Origin of the sequence: Streptomyces sp. (genome assembly GCF_036566765.1) — a bacterium.
Taxonomy (GTDB): domain Bacteria; phylum Actinomycetota; class Actinomycetes; order Streptomycetales; family Streptomycetaceae; genus Streptomyces.
In genome coordinates this window covers 1-15,041 of sequence record NZ_DATCVQ010000648.1, presented here as the reverse complement: position 1 = coordinate 15,041, position 15,041 = coordinate 1, and the positions used below count along the sequence as shown (strand labels likewise).

General features: G+C 74.0%; 12 protein-coding genes. 4 read left to right on the top strand and 8 right to left on the bottom strand.

What is annotated here, in order from left to right; all coding sequences use genetic code 11:
• Nucleotides 1–2,044: aminopeptidase N (pepN, locus tag VIU94_RS37645; RefSeq protein WP_331918899.1), on the top strand; the 2,044-nt coding region annotated here is incomplete at its 5' end.
• A gap of 181 nt (nt 2,045–2,225) precedes the next feature.
• On the opposite strand, the gene alc is transcribed toward pepN, so the two are convergent.
• From alc to VIU94_RS37625, 4 genes are read right to left on the bottom strand one after another with little or no spacing between them, the layout of a single operon-like run.
• Nucleotides 2,226–3,371: an allantoicase gene (alc, locus tag VIU94_RS37640; protein ID WP_331918897.1), complete on the bottom strand. Its 1,146-nt coding sequence runs from the start codon at nt 3,369–3,371 to the stop codon at nt 2,226–2,228.
• Between the two features lie 59 nt (nt 3,372–3,430).
• A complete protein-coding gene (locus tag VIU94_RS37635) occupies nt 3,431–4,351 on the bottom strand; it encodes a LysR family transcriptional regulator (RefSeq protein WP_331918895.1) in 921 nt (306 codons plus the stop codon).
• Between the two features lie 23 nt (nt 4,352–4,374).
• Nucleotides 4,375–5,301: a DMT family transporter gene (locus VIU94_RS37630; protein WP_331918893.1), complete on the bottom strand. Its 927-nt coding sequence runs from the start codon at nt 5,299–5,301 to the stop codon at nt 4,375–4,377.
• 5 nt (nt 5,302–5,306) lie between these two features.
• A complete protein-coding gene (locus tag VIU94_RS37625) occupies nt 5,307–6,248 on the bottom strand; it encodes an EamA family transporter (protein WP_331918891.1) in 942 nt (313 codons plus the stop codon).
• Between the two features lie 142 nt (nt 6,249–6,390).
• Between VIU94_RS37625 and VIU94_RS37620 the strand changes: the two genes are divergently transcribed.
• On the top strand, nt 6,391–6,909 hold the full coding sequence (locus tag VIU94_RS37620; protein ID WP_331918889.1) for a MarR family winged helix-turn-helix transcriptional regulator: 519 nt from the start codon (nt 6,391–6,393) through the stop codon (nt 6,907–6,909).
• 92 nt (nt 6,910–7,001) lie between these two features.
• Here VIU94_RS37620 and VIU94_RS37615 read toward each other — a convergent pair whose 3' ends face one another.
• Genes VIU94_RS37615 through VIU94_RS37605 form a run of 3 tightly spaced genes read right to left on the bottom strand, consistent with a single transcriptional unit; the run spans nt 7,002 to nt 9,579 of the window.
• Nucleotides 7,002–7,232, bottom strand: a complete 231-nt coding sequence (locus VIU94_RS37615) for a hypothetical protein (RefSeq protein ID WP_331918887.1) — start codon at nt 7,230–7,232, stop codon at nt 7,002–7,004.
• Nucleotides 7,233–7,252: 20 nt separating this feature from the next.
• Complete coding sequence (gene malQ, locus VIU94_RS37610) at nt 7,253–9,355, bottom strand: 4-alpha-glucanotransferase (RefSeq protein WP_331918885.1); 2,103 nt, start codon at nt 9,353–9,355, stop codon at nt 7,253–7,255.
• A 2-nt stretch (nt 9,356–9,357) separates the two neighbouring features.
• Nucleotides 9,358–9,579, bottom strand: a complete 222-nt coding sequence (locus VIU94_RS37605; protein WP_331918901.1) for a hypothetical protein — start codon at nt 9,577–9,579, stop codon at nt 9,358–9,360.
• A 315-nt stretch (nt 9,580–9,894) separates the two neighbouring features.
• On the opposite strand from VIU94_RS37605, the gene VIU94_RS37600 reads away from it, so the two are divergent.
• Entirely contained in the window at nt 9,895–12,948 is a 3,054-nt protein-coding gene (locus VIU94_RS37600) for a glycoside hydrolase family 84 protein (protein ID WP_331918883.1), read from the top strand.
• A 164-nt stretch (nt 12,949–13,112) separates the two neighbouring features.
• On the opposite strand, the gene VIU94_RS37595 is transcribed toward VIU94_RS37600, so the two are convergent.
• On the bottom strand, nt 13,113–13,691 hold the full coding sequence (locus VIU94_RS37595; protein ID WP_331918881.1) for an HNH endonuclease: 579 nt from the start codon (nt 13,689–13,691) through the stop codon (nt 13,113–13,115).
• 243 nt (nt 13,692–13,934) lie between these two features.
• On the opposite strand from VIU94_RS37595, the gene VIU94_RS37590 reads away from it, so the two are divergent.
• Nucleotides 13,935–14,978, top strand: coding sequence for a mechanosensitive ion channel family protein (locus VIU94_RS37590; RefSeq protein ID WP_331918879.1), 1,044 nt, complete (start codon nt 13,935–13,937; stop codon nt 14,976–14,978).
• The last annotated feature ends 63 nt before the right edge of the window (nt 14,979–15,041 follow it).

Sequence of the window (15,041 nt, the reverse complement as noted above, 5' to 3'; positions counted from 1 at the left end):
CGCGCCCACCCCGCGCATCTCCACCTACATCACCGCGCTGATCGCCGGCCCGTACCACGCCGTGCACAGCACCTGGGAGGGCGAGGGCGGCCGCAGCGTACCGCTGGGCCTGTACTGCCGCCCGTCGCTGACGGAGTTCCTCGACGCCGACGCCATCTTCGCGGTCACCCGGCAGGGCTTCGACTGGTTCGAGGAGAAGTTCGACTTCCCCTACCCCTTCGCCAAGTACGACCAGCTCTTCGTGCCGGAGTTCAACGCCGGCGCGATGGAGAACGCGGGCGCGGTCACCATCCGTGACCAGTACGTCTTCCGCTCCAAGGTGACGGACGCGGCGTACGAGACGCGTGCCGAGACCATCCTGCACGAGCTGGCCCACATGTGGTTCGGCGACCTGGTCACCATGGAGTGGTGGAACGACCTGTGGCTGAACGAGTCGTTCGCCACCTTCACCTCGGTCGCCTGCCAGGCCTCCGTGCCCGGCACCCGCTGGCCCAACGCCTGGACCACCTTCGCCAACTCGGAGAAGACCTGGGCGTACCGGCAGGACCAGCTGCCGTCCACCCACCCGATCATGGCCGAGATCAACGACCTGGAGGACGTGCTCGTCAACTTCGACGGGATCACGTACGCCAAGGGCGCCTCGGTCCTGAAGCAGCTGGTGGCGTACGTCGGCCAGGACGAGTTCTTCAAGGGCGTGCAGGCGTACTTCAAGGCGCACGCCTTCGGCAACACCCGGCTGACCGACCTCCTCGGCGCGCTGGAGGAGACCTCCGGCCGTGACCTGAAGGCCTGGTCGAAGGCGTGGCTGGAGACGGCCGGCATCAACATCCTGCGCCCGGAGATCGAGACCGACGAGAACGGCGCGATCACCGCGTTCGCCGTCCGGCAGGAGGCCCCGGCGCTGCCGGCCGGCGCCAAGGGCGAGGCGGTGCTGCGTCCGCACCGGATCGCGATCGGCCTGTACGACCTCCAGGCCGGCAAGCTGGTCCGCACCGAGCGGGTGGAGCTGGACATCGCGGCCGCCGGGCTGACCGAGGTGCCGGAGCTCATCGGCCGGACCCGGCCGGCGGTCGTGCTGCTCAACGACGACGACCTGTCGTACGCGAAGGTCCGCCTGGACGAGGTGTCGCTGAAGAACGTCACCGCGCACCTGGGCGACTTCACCGAGTCGCTGCCGCGCGCGCTGTGCTGGGCCTCGGCCTGGGACATGACCCGCGACGGCGAGCTGGCCACCCGGGACTACCTGGAGCTGGTGCTCTCCGGCATCGCCAAGGAGTCCGACATCGGCGTGGTGCAGTCGCTGCAGCGCCAGGCGAAGCTGGCGATCGAGCTGTACGCGGACCCGGCCTGGCGGCCCACCGGTCTGGCCCGCTGGACCCAGGCCGCGCAGCAGCAGCTGCGGGCGGCCGCGCCGGGCGGCGACCACCAGCTGGCCTGGGCGCGGGCGTTCGCCGAGACGGCGCGCACGGACGCGGAGCTGAACCTGCTCGCGGGACTCCTCGACGGCAGCGAGGTCGTCGAGGGCCTGGTCGTGGACACCGAGCTGCGCTGGGCGTTCGTGCAGCGGCTCGCGGCGACCGGCCGGTTCGACGAGCCGGAGATCGCGGCGGAGCTGGAGCGGGACCGCACGGCGGCCGGCGAGCGGCACGCGGCGACCGCGCGCGCCGGGCGTCCGACGCAGGCGGCGAAGGCCGAGGCCTGGGCCTCGGTGGTCGAGGACGACAAGCTGGCGAACGCCGTGCAGGAGGCGGTCATCGCGGGCTTCGTGCAGACCGACCAGCGTGAGCTGCTCGCCCCGTTCACGGCGAAGTACTTCGCCTCGATCAAGGGCATCGCGGAGACCCGCAGCCACGAGATCGTCCAGCAGATCGTGGTGGGCCTGTACCCCTCGCTGCAGGTCTCGCAGGCGACCCTGGACGCGACGGACGCGTGGATCGCGGCGAACGACCCGGCTCCGGCGCTGCGCCGCATGGTGACCGAGTCGCGCGCGGGGATCGAGCGGGCGCTGAAGGCGCAGGCGGCGGACCGGGCCGCGGCGCACTAGGACAGGTCCTGGCACCGGCTCCTGCGACATGACGAAGGGGCGCTCCCCCGTGGAGGCGCCCCTTCGTGCGTGTCCGGGACCCGTCGTCGCGCCCCGTTGAGACCGCCCGGCGGCGCGGGCGTTCGTGCGCGCCGCGCCGCCGGGCGGAGTAGGTGGATCAGCCCTTCGGCCGATCAGCCGTTCAGCCGTTCAGCCGCTCGAAGCGGCCGCGCAGGTCGGCCGTGCCCTGCTCGGTGAGCGCGCCGTGCAGCCGCATCCGGGCCACGCCGCCGTCGGGGAAGGCGTCGAGGCGGACGTGGGTGACGACGGCCTGCGCGGGGAGCTTGAAGCGGTGCAGGGTGTCGGGCTGCAGCTTGGTCCGCGGGATGATCTCGAACCACTCTGCGTCTTCTTCGGTCCCGCCGTTGCGGCCCTGCAGCGCGATCCAGCCCGCCGAGTTGCCCTTGAGGTAGGCGGTGTCGATCTCGACGGCGCGTACGGCGCCCTGGGCGGCGAGCCGGAAGCGCACCCAGTCGTTGGTGTCGCGGACCCGGCGGCGGCGGTTCTCCCAGCCGTCGTCCATCTTGCGGGAGGTGCCGGGCAGGATGATCTGGGTCGGCGAGGAGTAGAACTTGTCCGACGCGTCCTCGTACACACCGCCGTTGAGGACGGAGATCAGGTCGAGCGTGCCGAGCAGCTCCAGCCACTCGGGGTCGGGCACGACCTCGCCGTGCACCCGCAGCCGGGCGATGCCGCCGTCGGGGTGCTGGCAGACGCGTACATGGGTGAACCGGCGCTCGACGTCGATCTCGAAGCCGTTGGCGGCGTGGCCGCGCACGGGGGTCGGCGGGACGAGCTCCTCCCACTTCACGTCGTCGGCGAGCAGCTGCTCGGGGCTGGGCGAGCCCTCCACCGAGGCGGCCTGGATGCTGACCCGCTGCGGGTAGTTGCCGCGGAAGTGGGCGGTGTCGACGATGATGCCGCGGATGACGCCGGGGGCGCCGAGGCGGACGATCGCCCAGTCGTGGTCCTCGGGGGCGGGGAAGACGTTCTCGGCGTCGACACCGCGGCGCCGGCGGGTCTCCCAGCCGTCCATGATCTTGCCCTTGTGCCCGAAGTGCTCCGGATCGAAGACGGCCCGCTCGCGGACGAGGAGGTTCTCGCGCTCGGCGAAGAACTCGTCGTTGGCGGCGACGACGCCGGCGCCGAGACGGCGGTCGGCCAGGTCGACCAGCTCGGTGAACGGGAAGTCACCGGAGCGGTAGTCGGCGTACGGGTCGCCGCCCGAGTAGGGGGCGGCGTCGTTGGCGTGCGGGTCCTGGTTCGCGTTCTCGTCGTCGAAGGTCATGCGACGACTGTGCCGCCCCCGGACCCCACCGGTCCATCGAATGTTTTCGACGGTCCTTTTCAGTTCTGCTGAACGGTCTCCCGGCGCACGGCGGCCTGGCGCAGCGCGCCGAGCACCTTGGCCAGGGCCGGTCCCTCCTCCGCCCCGCGCCGGACCGCCGCGACCACGTGGCGGCGCGGCTGGTCGGCGGCGAGCACCCGCATGACGACGCCGGCGCGGCGCTCCGCGGACGCCATCCGGGGCACCAGGGCGACGCCCATCCCGGCCTCGACCATGGCGAGGATCGCGGTCCAGCCGGCGGCGCTGTGCGCCTGCTCGGGCACGAAGCCGGCCGCCTCGCAGGCGGCGGTGGTGATCTCCGACCAGGGCCCGGAGCCGCCGAAGATCCAGGGCTCGGCGGACAGGTCGGCGAGCCGCAGCCCGGGGGCGTCGGCGAGCGGGTGCCCGGCGGGCAGGGCGACGTCCAGCGGGTCGGCGAGCAGCGGGACACGGCTGAACTTGGGGTCGCGCTCGGGCGGCGCGTGCGCGGCGAGCGAGAGGGCCAGGTCGACGTCGCCGGCGCCCAGGAGTTCGTACGCCTCTCCCGCCTCGGCCTCCCGCACCCGTACGCCGAGTCCGGGGTGGTCGGCCCGCAGCTGCTGCACAGCGGGCACGACGAGCGCGGGCACGGCGGTGGAGAAGGCGGCGACCCGCACCTCCCCGGCCTCGCCGCGCAGATAGCCGGCGAGTTCGGCGTCGGCGCGCTCCAGTTGGGCGAAGACGGACTCGGCGTGCCGCAGCACCAGGTGCGCGGCGTCGGTGAGCCGCACCCGCCGCCCCTGTGCCTCCAGGAGCGGCACGCGCAGTTGCTTGGCGAGGTTGGTGAGCTGCTGCGAGACGGCCGAGGGGGTCATGCGCAGCGCCTCCGCGGTCGCGGTGACGGTGCCGCGATCGCGGAGGGTCCGCAGGATCTGGAGTTTCTTGATGTCCCACTCGGTCATGGGGCGCAACCTACCCGGCGCGGTCACCGGCCCCGGGCCGAGGCCAGCGCCACGCCGCCGAGGATGAGCGCCATGCAGGCCGCGCCGAGCAGGCCGAGGTCCTCGCCGAGCAGGGCGTACGAGAGCAGGGCCACGCAGACCGGCTGGAGGTAGTAGACGACTCCGGCGCGGGCCGCGCCGATCAGGGCGATGGCCTTGTTCCAGGCGAAGAAGGCGACGGCGGAGGAGACGACGCCGACGTAGACCAGCGGGCCGACGGTGCCGGCGGTGGCCTCGAAGCCGCCCTGGACGGCGACGCTGACGGCGAAGGCCGGGGCGAGCATCAGGGTGCCGAGCACGAAGGTGGTGAAGAGGAAGACCAGGCCGCCGAGTTCGGCCGGGCGGCGCTTGAGCAGGGCGCTGTACGAGGCGAAGGAGACGGCCGCCGCCATGACCCACAGGTCGCCGGCGGCGAAGTCCGCGGTGAACGAGCCGCGGCCGACGAGCAGCAGGACGCCGGCGCAGGCGACGGCCATGCCGGCGATGCGGCGGGCGCCGAGCCGGGCGCCGCCGACCCGCTCGTAGACGGCCATCAGGACCGGCGAGGCGGCCATGATCATGCCCATGTTGGCCGCGGTGGTCGCGGTGCCGGCCTGGTTGACCAGGGTGTTGTAGACGGTGATGCCGAGCAGTGAGGCGAGCGTGAGGAAGCCGAGGTGCCGCCGGATCAGCGCCCGCTGCCGCCAGGTCTCGCGGGCGGCGAACGGGGCGACGGCGACGAGGGCGACGATCCAGCGCCAGAAGGCGTGTTGGACGGGCGGGACGGAGTCGTGCAGGGCCCGGGCCACGACGAAGCTCCCGGACCAGACGACGGTGGCGAGCAGAGCGAGAAGAACTCCGAGGCCGGCGCCCTTGAGGGGCGCCGGCCTCGGAGTGTCGGTGGTCGAGTGGCGTGCGGCGATCAGGCTCATGCCGGCTACCGTCGCACCCCTCCACCCTTCAGGTCCATCGAAACTTCCTGAGGAGTCTCTTCAGGAGAAGTGAACGGTTCGGTCTTCTTCGGCGTCCGCGGGCCCATCTGGCCCACCAGCGTCGCGCCGAAGGCGATCACCATGCCGGCCAGCTGCACCGGACCGAGGGCCTGGCCGAGCGCAGCCCAGCCGATGACCGCCGCGGTGATCGGCGAGAGCGGGCCGAGCAGGGTGGCGGAGGAGGCGCTCATCCGCTCGATGCCGCGGAACCAGAGGAAGTACGAGACGGCGGTGTTGCCGAAGGCGAGGTAGGCGTAGCCGGCCAGGTTGGTCGCGTTCATGGCGGGCGGGGCGCCCTCGATCAGGAAGGCGATCGGCAGGATGATCAGGCCGCCCGCGGTGAGCTGCCAGCCGGTCAGGGCCAGCGCGCCGACGCCCTCGGGGCGACCCCAGCGCTTGGTGAGGACGGTGCCGGCGGACATCGACAGGGCGGAGAGCAGACCGGCGATCACGCCGACGGCATCCAGGGCCGCGCCGGCCTTGAGGACCACGAGACTGACGCCGAAGGCCGCTGTGATCGCGGTGAGCAGGGACTTCACCGTGGGCCGGTCGCCGAGGAAGAGAGCGGCGAGGCCGACGACGAACAGCGGGCCGACCGAGCCGACGACCGCCGCCACACCTCCGGGCAGCCGGTAGGCGGCGAGGAAGAGCAGCGGGAAGAAGGCGCCGATGTTGAGCGCGCCGAGCGCGGCCGCCTTCCCCCACCAGGCCCCCGCCGGGAGCTTCCGGGTGAGCGCCAGGAGCAGCAGTCCGGCGGGCAGGGCGCGCATCAGTCCGGTGAACAGCGGCCGGTCGGGCGGCAGGAACTCGGTGGTGACGAAGTAGGTGGAGCCCCAGGAGATCGGGGCGAGCGCGGTGAGTGCGACGACGGCGGCCTTGCGGGACATGACGGATCCCCCTGCGTGGACGGATGCGACCGATGCGGCGCGGTGAGCGCCGAACAGCTTGGCGGTAATTAACTTACCACTAAGCTACTTTCACGCAAGTGACTTGCTTGCCATCGACTCGACAGGAAGGAAAACTGGCGCCATGGACCACAACACCCCCGGCCCCGGCTCTTCTCACGACGCCGTCGACGCCATCACCGACCAGTGGGGGGCCGTCCGGCCCGACCTGGAGACACTGCCGATGGCCGTCTTCGGGCGGATCTACCGGCTGGCCGCAGCCATGCGCGGCAGGGTGGACAAGGCGTACGCGCCCTACGGCATGGGCCTCGGCGAGTTCGACGTGCTGGCGACGCTGCGCCGCTCGGGCGAGCCGTACACACTGTCGCCGCGCGAGCTCTCGGCCACCCTCATGATCACCACGGGGGGCATGACCGGCCGGCTCGACCGGCTGGAGAAGGCCGGGCTTCTCAGTCGCAGTCCCGACCCGAACGACCGGCGCGGGCTGCGGGTGACGCTCAGCGAGCGCGGCCGGGAGCTGGTGGACCAGGCCGTGGGGGCCGGTCTCGCCCAGCAGGCGGCGGCCCTGGACTCGGCGCTCACGCAGGAGGAGGCGGAGCAGCTGGCGCAGCTGCTGCGCAAGCTCCTGGCCACGACGGTCTGAACCCTGGACCCTGCCGCCCGTACGCACGCATGCGAGAGCGCCGTACCGTCCCTGACGGACCGTACGGCGCCCTCGGAAGACTCAGCGGGTGGTTACGCCTGCTTCTTCGACTTGTCGAGCACCATCACCAGACCGACGATCACCAGGAACAGCACGATCGGCGCGGCCACGAACAGGCCGAGGGTCTCGACGACACTCAGCTTGGGAGCCGGGTCGTCACCGTCGTCGCGGGTCAGCGCGAGCGCGGGGGACGACATGAGCAGCATCATCAGCGTCGTACCGGCCGTCACGGCGCCGGCGCGCAGGGCGTTCTTCTTGTCCACGGTGCAAACGTAGCGAACCCCTAGTCGGACCGCGCGCCCGGGGGTGCCGTACGGGCTCCCGCCGCCCCCGGCGCCCCGCCGAACAGGCCCAGGAGCCGGTGCAGCCGGGGCGAGGCGGCCAGTTCCTCCAAGGTCATCGGGCGGCCCGACGGGTCCGCGACGGGCAGCCGCCAGTTCGGGTACTGGTCCCAGGTGCCCGGCAGGTTCTGCGGCCGCCGGTCCCCCACCGCGTCCGGCAGCCAGACCCCGACCATCCGGGCCGGGGTGCGCAGCAGGAACCGGTGCACCGCCCGCACTTCCGCCTCCTCGTCGCCGGCGCCCTCGGGCAGCAGGTCGAGTCGGTCCAGGTACCGGAGCCACTCGGCGACCTCCGCGCGGTCGGCGGCCCGCTCGCGGCCCAGGTCCCCGGCGAGCAGCCCGAGCCGGTGCCGCAGCACCACGTGCTCGCCCGTCAGGCGGGCGGCGGTGGACGGCAGGTCGTGCGTGGTGGCGGTGGCCACGCAGCCGGAGCGCCAGCGCTCCGGGGCCAGCGGGCGGCCGTCGCCCGCCCAGTCCCGCTCGAACCAGAGCACGGACGTGCCGAGCACGCCGCGCCGCTCCAGCGCCTCGCGCACCCCCGGCTCGACCGTCCCCAGGTCCTCGCCGACGACGACCGCGCCCGCGCGGTGGGCCTCCAGGACGAGCAGGGCGAGCATCGCCTCGGCGTCGTACCGGACGTACGTCCCCTCGGTGGGCTCCAGGCCCTCCGGCACCCACCAGAGCCGGAACAGGCCCATCACGTGGTCGATGCGCAGCGCTCCGGCGTGCCGCAGCATCCCCCGGAGCAGTCCGCGGTAGGGGGCGTGGCCGGAGGCGGCCAGGGCGTCCGGCCGCCACGGCGGCAGGCCCCAGTCCTGGCCGCGCGCGTTGAACGCGTCGGGCGGGGCGCCCACCGACATGGCGGCGGCGAAGGCGTCCTGCTGCGCCCAGGCGTCCGAGCCGTCCGGGTGCACGCCGACGGCGAGGTCGTGCACCACGCCGACGGACATCCCGGCCTCCCGGGCGGCCGTCGAGGCGGCGGCGAGCTGCCGGTCCGTCAGCCAGGCGAGCCGGCAGTGGAAGTCGACCAGGGCGGGCAGCTCGTCGTCCGCCCGCACCACCGCCCCGGCGGACCGGGGGTCGCGCAGCTCCGCGGGCCAGTCGCGCCAGTGGTGGCCGTGCCGCTCGGCGAGCGCGCAGTACGTGGCGTGGTCCTCCAGGGCGCGGCCGTGCTCGGCGAGGAAGTCGCAGTAGTCGGCGCGCCGGCCGGGCCCGAGCGGGACGGTCGCCACGAGCTCCAGGGCCCGCCGCTTGGCCGCCCACACCGCGTCCCGGTCGATCAACGCGCCTTTGTTCAGGACCCGTTCGCGCAGCTCGGCCGCCTCCTGGAGGACGGCGTCGAGCTCGGCCCGGTACTCGGGGCCGACGTACGCGAACTCGGGGATCTCCTCGATCCGCAGATGGACCGGGTCGGGGAAGCGGCGCGAGGACGGCCGGTACGGGGACGGGTCGACGGGCGCTCCGGGCACCGTCGCGTGCAGCGGGTTGACCTGGACGAACCCGGCCCCGTGGGTCCGGCCCGCCCAGGCGGCCAGCTCCTGCAGGTCGCCGAGGTCGCCCATGCCCCAGGAGCGCGCGGAGAGCACCGAGTACAGCTGGACCAGCAGCCCGTGGACCCGCTCCGGCGGCTGCGGGAGCCGCTCCGGCGCGACGACGAGCGTGCCGTGGGAGCGGCGGCCGTCGGGGGCGTGCGCGTCGATCCGGTGGACGCCGAGCGGCGGTTCGTCCGGCCCGTCGGGGTCCCAGTCGAGGGGCGCGCCGTCCTCCGCGGTGAGCCGCAGTTCCGTCCCCGGCGGCAGCTCCGCGAAGGCTGCGGGGACCGGCGCGCCGCGCCAGAGGACCAGCGTGGCCGGGAGCAGCCGCTCCCCGGCCCCCCGCTGCGCCGCGGCGAGAGCGGCGGCGACGGCGTCCGGCGTGGACGCGTCGACGTCCAGGGCGCGCAGGACGGCCACCACGGTCGCGTCGGGGACGCGGACGACGACGCCCTCGGAGGGCTCGTACTCGGTGGCGACGCCGTGGAGTTCGGCGAGGCGGGCCAGGGTCACTTCTACGCTCCTGGGGACTCCGTACCGCCCGCGCTGCCGTGGGCGGTGGGTTCGCTGGTCAGGGGGGCCGCGTCGGTCAGCGGCGGCTCGCTGGTCAGGGGGGCGGCGCCGGCGAGCGGGGGCTCGCTGGTGAGCGGCTCGGGGCCGGACGGCCGGGGGTCGCGCGGGGCGGGGATCGACGTGCGCTGCTGGGCGGAGGGCTGCGGCTGGGCGGACGCGGCCACGGGGGCCTCCCGTTCGTCTGGACGGCGGCTCGGGGTCGGAGCACGAAAGGGTCGGAACACAACAGGGTCAGAACACAACAGCCCTACCCAGCAGGCGTCGCCGCAGACCTGCCGCGTGACGCCGGTCACCCTCCGTTCTACCCGCGGAACGCGGCGTACGGGCGCCACCCCGCCGGGCAAAAACGACAGATCGGCCACCCGCATTGACACCTTCGGCGGCCGGGTGGTGGGCTCGTAACCCGCTCGTGACCCACGGGTGGGTCACAAGGCGGCGGATGCGACACCCGGAGAGAGTTGCGTCGAGGGGAGACGGACGTGCACCTGGGACGGGGCAGACGGACGGCGACGGCGGTCGCGGCCGCCGTGATCGGCGGGCTCCTCGGCGGCGGCCTCTCCGGCCCCGCGCAGGCGACCCCGGTCTCCCCCGTCACCACCCCCGACGAGCAGCGCGCCCCCGTCCCCCCGGTCTGGCCGCGCCCCCAGTCGCTCACCGCGTCCGGTACGCCGGTGGCCCTCGGGGCCGAGGCGACCGTGCTCGCGGACGCCGACGCCGACCCGTACGCCGTGGCGGCGCTGCGGGAGCTGCTGCGGACGGCCGGGGTGACCACGGTGTACACCGCGCTGCCCGGCCGCGGCCCGGTGATCCGGCTGGCCGGCCCGGCCGGTGACGGGGCATCGGACGCGGCGGGCGCGCTGCGGGCGCTGCGCGCCCCCGAGCGCACCGATCTGCCCCGGGGCGGCTACCGCCTTGCGGCCGGCCGTGTCGGGGGCCGGGACACCGTCGCCCTCGACGGCGTCGGCCCGGACGGCCTGTTCCACGCCGTGCAGACGCTGCGCCAGCTGATCGTCGAACTCCCCCAGACTTCGTCCGGGGGGACCCCCACGGGCGGCGGCCGCGAGATCCCCGGCGTGCTGGTCCGCGACTGGCCGGGCTCGGCCGTCCGCGGCATGACCGAGGGCTTCTACGGCCGGCCCTGGAGCCGCGAACAGCGGCTCGCCCAGATCGACTTCCTCGGCCGGACGAAGCAGAACCGCTACCTGTACGCCCCCGGCGACGACGCGTACCGGCAGACCCTGTGGCGCGACCCGTACCCGGCCGCCGAGCGGGCCGCGTTCCGCGAGCTGGCCGAGCGGGCCCGCGCCAACCACGTGACCCTGGCCTGGGCCGTCGCCCCCGCGCAGTCCATGTGCCTGGCGTCCGGCGACGACGTGAAGGCGCTCACGCGCAAGATCGACGCGATGTGGGCGCTCGGGGTGCGCGCCTTCCAGCTGCAGTTCCAGGACGTCAGCTACAGCGAATGGCACTGCGACCGGGACGCGGACGCCTTCGGTCGCGGCCCCGAGGCGGCCGCGGCCGCACACGCTCAGGTCGCCGGCGCGGTGGCCCGGCACCTCGCCGAACGGCACCCGGACGCCGAGCCGTTGACGCTGATGCCGACCGAGTACTACCAGGACGGCGCCACCGCGTACCGCAAGGCGCTCGCCGCGAAGTTGGACGACCGGGTGCAGGTCGCCTGGACGGGCGTCGGCGTGGTGCCCCGCACCATCTCCGGGCGGGAACTGGCCGGGGCCCGGGACGCGTTCCGGCATCCGCTGGTCACCATGGACAACTACCCGGTCAACGACTACGCCCAGGACCGGCTCTTCCTCGGCCCGCACACCGGCCGCGAACCGGCCGTCGCCGCCGGGTCCGCTGCCTTTCTGGCCAACGCGATGGAGCAGCCGGCCGCGTCCCGGATCCCGCTGTTCACCGCCGCCGACTACGCCTGGAACCCCAAGGGCTACCGCGCCCAGGAGTCCTGGCGGGCCGCCGTCGACGACCTCGCGGGCACGGACCCGAAGGCCCGCGAGGCGCTGCACGCGCTGGCCGGCAACGGCGCCTCCTCGCTGCTCGACCCGGACGCGGAGTCCGCGTACCTCAAGCCGCTGATGGCGGCGTACTGGCGGGACCGCACGGCCGCGGACCCGGCGACCCGGGAGCGCGCGACGCGCGAGCTGCGGGCCGCGTTCACGGTGATGCGCGAGGCCCCCGAGCGGCTGAGCGGCACGGCGGACGGGCTGCTCGACGACGAGGTGCGGCCCTGGCTGGAGCAGCTGTCGCGGTACGGGCTCGCGGGCGAGACGGCCGTCGACATGCTCCAGGCTCAGGCCCGCGGCGACGGCGCGGCGGCCTGGCAGGCGCAGCTCCGCCTGGAGCCGCTGCGCGGCGGGCTCGCGAAGACCCGGGCGACGGTCGGCAAGGGCGTGCTCGACCCGTTCCTCACGCGGGCCGTCAAGGAGTCGGCGGCCTGGACGGGCGCGGACCGGGCGCGCACGGCCGCGCCGGAGACCGACGCGTACACCGTGCGGCTCGACCGGCCCCGGCCGCTGGAGTCGCTGACCCTGATGACGGAGCCGGGCGCGGGCGACGCCGCGCGGGTGCAGGCGTACCTGCCGGGCGAGGGCTGGCGGGAGCTGGGCCCGGTGTCGCCGACCGGGTGGACGCAGACCGACATGAAGGGGCTGCGCGCGCAGGCGGTGCGGGTCGTGTGGACCGGCGGCCGGGCCCCCGGGGTCCGCTCCCTGGTGCCGTGGTTCTCCGACGCGCCGCGCGCGGAGCTGGAGCTGGCCCGGACGGAGACGGACGCGGAGATCGGCGGCCCGGCGCAGCGGATCCAGGTGAAGCTGGTGGCGCAGCGCCCGGACGAGGTGCGCGGCGCGCTGACCGCCACGCCGCCGAAGGGCGTCTCGGTGCGGCTGCCCAAGCAGATCCGGGTGCCGCGAGGCGCCGGGGCGACGGTGCCGCTCGAGGTCTCGGTGGCCGCGGACACGCCATCCGGTACGTACCGGGTGCCGGTGTCCTTCGCGGGCGAGGAGCGGATACTGACCGTCCGCGCCTTCCCGCGCACCGGCGGCCCGGACCTGGCCCGTACGGCGACGGCCTCCTCGTCGGGCGACGAGACGCCCGACTTCCCGGCCGCGCTCGCGCTGGACGGCGACCCGGCGACCCGCTGGTCCTCCCCAGCGGAGGACGGTGCCTGGTGGCAGCTGGAGCTGCCCCAGCCGGCCCGGATAGGACGCGTGGTGCTGACCTGGCAGGACGCGTACGCGACCCGCTACCGCGTCCAGGTCTCCGCCGACGGCCGTACCTGGCGCACCGCGGCGACGGTCCGCGACGGCCGCGGCGGCCGCGAGTCGGTCCGCATGGACGCGACGGACACGCGCTTCCTGCGGGTGCAGGGCGATGCGCGGGCGACGGAGTACGGGTACTCGCTGTGGTCGGTGGAGACGTACGCGGTGGAGACCCCGGCGGATCCGGTCCCGGGGGACGCGGCCACGCAGCCGGAGGCCCCGGCGGACGAGGGCGCGGGGGATCGACCGGAGGAGTGACGGGCGGGGACGCGGGCGGGGGCACGGGCCCGCGCACGGGCGAGCGGCAGGGGCACGGGCGGGCGGCAGGGGCGCCGCGCGGGCGGCGCCCCTGAAGTGTCCGGTCGAGGCATCCGGTGTCGTGCTCTGCGGTGCTCCCGCCCCTACGTCAAAGGCCCGGAACGTCAAAGGCCCGGACTCGCTGCCGTGCTCGCCACCCCCTCGCGGGGTGGGGACACGGCGTCGATCCGGGCCATCGCGTCGTCCGCGCCGTACGGCTGGAGGTACGGCAGCCAGCGTGGGTCGCGGTGACCCGTGCCGATGATCCGCCAGGCCAGTCCGGACGGCGGCGCGGGTTGGTGGCGGAGCCGCCAGCCCAGCTCGCGCAGGTGCCGGTCGGCCTTGACATGGTTGCAGCGGCGGCAGGCGGCCACCACGTTGTCCCAGGCGTGCGTCCCGCCCCGACTGCGGGGAATGACGTGGTCGACGCTGGTTGCGACGCCACCGCAGTACATGCAACGCCCGCCGTCGCGGGCGAAGAGGGCTCTGCGGGTCAAGGGAACGGGCCCCCGGTAGGGGACCCGCACGAACCGCTTCAGTCTGACCACACTCGGTGCGGGGACGACGCGGGTCTCGCTGTGCAGGAAGGCGCCGGACTCCTCGAGGCAGAGTGCCTTGTTCTCGAGGACGAGGACGAGCGCGCGGCGGAGCGGTACGACGCCGAGGGGCTCGTACGACGCGTTGAGGACCAGGACATGTGGCACGGATGCCTCCTAATACGCCGGCGGCGCGTGGCTCGCGCCGGGACGATCTGCTCTCAGTCTCTCCTCATGCCTGGTCGGAGCGCCACCACGTGAGGGTAACGGGCTGAGGGTGTGCCGACGTGTTCTCGACCACATTCCTGCTCTTCGCGGGTGAGGTCGGTCTCTCCCTCTAACAGGTCAGCGGGGTCACGCCCGATGCCCCGTTAGTGTGGAAGGTCTGTACACGATGCATGGAGGTCTCACGTGTCCGACCCGAAGGCCGGCGCCGTCACCCTCGACGAGGCCGCGCAGAAGGCGAGCAACGCGGCGGGGTGGGTGGAGCAGAACTGGGCCACCTGGTTGAACACGGGCCTGCGGATCCTGCTGATCCTCGTGGTCGCGTTCCTGCTGCGGATGGCCATCCGGCGAGCCCTGACGAAGCTGATAGAGCGGATGAACCGCTCGGCCCAGGCGGTGGAGGGCACGGCCCTCGGCGGGCTGCTGGTCAACGCGGAGCGGCGACGGCAGCGCTCCGAGGCGATCGGCTCGGTGCTGAAGTCGGTGGCGTCGTTCCTGATCCTGGGCACGGCCGGACTGATGGTCCTCGGCGCGTTCGACATCGACCTGGCGCCGCTGCTGGCCTCGGCCGGTGTCGCGGGCGTGGCGATCGGCTTCGGCGCGCGGAACCTGGTGACGGACTTCCTGTCCGGCGTGTTCATGATCCTCGAGGACCAGTACGGCGTCGGCGACTCGGTCGACGCGGGCGTGGCGTCCGGCGAGGTCGTCGAGGTCGGCCTGCGGGTCACGAAGCTGCGCGGCGACAACGGTGAGATCTGGTACGTCCGCAACGGCGAGATCAAGCGGATCGGCAACCTGAGCCAGGGCTGGGCGACGGCGGGCGTGGACGTGACGGTCCGCCCGACGGAGGACCTGGACCGGATCAACGCGATCATCAACGAGGTCGCGGACGGCATGGCCAAGGACGAGCCCTGGAACGAGCGCCTGTGGGGCCCGGTGGAGACGCTCGGCCTCACCGAGGTCCTCCTCGACTCCATGACGATCCGCGTATCCGCGAAGACGATGCCCGGCAAGGCGCTCGGCGTGGAACGCGAAATCCGCTGGCGCATCAAGCGCGCCCTGGACGAGGCCGGCATCCGCATCGTCGGCGGCATCCCGCCCCAGCCGGAGGAGTCCAAGCCGGACCCGACGGCCGCCATGTCGGCCCCGTCAGCCTTCTCCTCGGCCACGTCCCCCCAGTCGGCCGCGGCCACCCCGCTCCAGGGCGGCCAGCCGAACTTGTCGAAGTAGCGGGCGCCTCGCGCACGGAAGAGTGCCCCGGCCGGGTCCGGCCGGGGCACCTCTATATGCACG

Excerpts from the sequence above, each read along its gene's own strand:
- alc (WP_331918897.1), bottom strand. The coding sequence starts at position 3,371 with ATGACCTTCGACGACGAGAACGCGAACCAGGACCCGCACGCCAACGAC.
- VIU94_RS37635 (WP_331918895.1), bottom strand. The coding sequence starts at position 4,351 with ATGACCGAGTGGGACATCAAGAAACTCCAGATCCTGCGGACCCTCCGC.
- VIU94_RS37630 (WP_331918893.1), bottom strand. The coding sequence starts at position 5,301 with ATGAGCCTGATCGCCGCACGCCACTCGACCACCGACACTCCGAGGCCG.
- VIU94_RS37625 (WP_331918891.1), bottom strand. The coding sequence starts at position 6,248 with ATGTCCCGCAAGGCCGCCGTCGTCGCACTCACCGCGCTCGCCCCGATC.
- VIU94_RS37620 (WP_331918889.1), top strand. The coding sequence starts at position 6,391 with ATGGACCACAACACCCCCGGCCCCGGCTCTTCTCACGACGCCGTCGAC.